General features: G+C 46.5%; 1 protein-coding gene and 1 pseudogene. Both read left to right on the top strand.

Features of this window, described 5'->3' with window-relative positions; all coding sequences use genetic code 11:
• Positions 1-565: SH3 domain-containing protein (locus R7E78_RS24650; protein WP_318058412.1), on the top strand; the 565-nt coding region annotated here is incomplete at its 5' end.
• A 167-nt stretch (positions 566-732) separates the two neighbouring features.
• Positions 733-1,049, top strand: a pseudogene (locus R7E78_RS24645) (phosphatase PAP2 family protein); the annotation flags it as partial.

The raw sequence follows: 1,049 nt of genomic DNA, 5'->3' as shown, positions 1-1,049 counted from the left end.
AGATAAATTCAAAGGCAAAGATCCTGACACCTATTCGTGGTGGAAGATCCGCGTGCAACCTAATGAGTGGCAACAAGCGGAGATAGTCAGGCCAGTAGAAGAGGGAGTGGATACCTCTAACAAGCTGGAGTTTATGGATGTCTCCTATCGTTCAAAAACGGGGTTAAATTTACGCTCCAAACCGAGTGTAGAGAGTACAAAGCTGGGGCAACTTGAAAAAGGCGAAGTGTTCAATGCGTTGGCGAGAGTAGAAGGAGAACCTTGGATTCTGGTTGAACAAAAAGGCGTTATTAAGGGCTACGTGCATCAAGATTACGTACGCAGCAACGTAGTGAATCGCGATATTTTGTCGACTCAACCGAATCCGTTGTTCGATGCTCAGCAAGCGACTCATTCCGTATCGAGTGTCCGACACGAGCTGCTGGGCAGCTACACGTGTCGAGCGCTGAGCTATGAGTTAACTAAAGACGGTGATGTGACCACGGGGTCATTACGCGCATGCCGCAAAAAACGCAAAGTTTGGTATATCGATACGCCGTCTGCCTCACCAGCTAACCCTTCGTAATTCTTATTGCTTTTATTGATGTGTTTAACGGTATGGTTGGGCACATCAATGTGCGCTATTCCGTCCATTCTACTTTTGTCACTAATTGTCCAACTTCCCGTCATGTAGCTGTCACCTAAACCTCCTACTTTGCACACAAAGGCGTTGTCAAAGTAAGGGAAGGTCACATGCGAACCATTGAGACAATCACACAGCCAATAGCAACCATCGCTAAGTTTGATTTAGCATTCTCTAGCGTATGCCTTCAGCACCGTTTTAACCAACAAGTTGCCAACATCAGTAAAGGCGTTTCGCACAGTGGAGATGGGCATCTCTACGTCGTCTTAGGGCTGTTAGCTTGGTATTTAGATAAAGAACACGGATCTTGGTTTATGTTAGCCGGATTGCTGGCATTTGCCGTCGAGCTACCCATTTACTGGACGCTAAAAAACAGCTTTAAACGCCGCCGTCCTGAAGAACTGAGCGCTTTGTTACCTGCTTTTAT

Source organism: Vibrio sp. YT-19(2023), from assembly GCF_033337395.1.
This window is presented reverse-complemented; position numbering and strand designations above follow the sequence as displayed.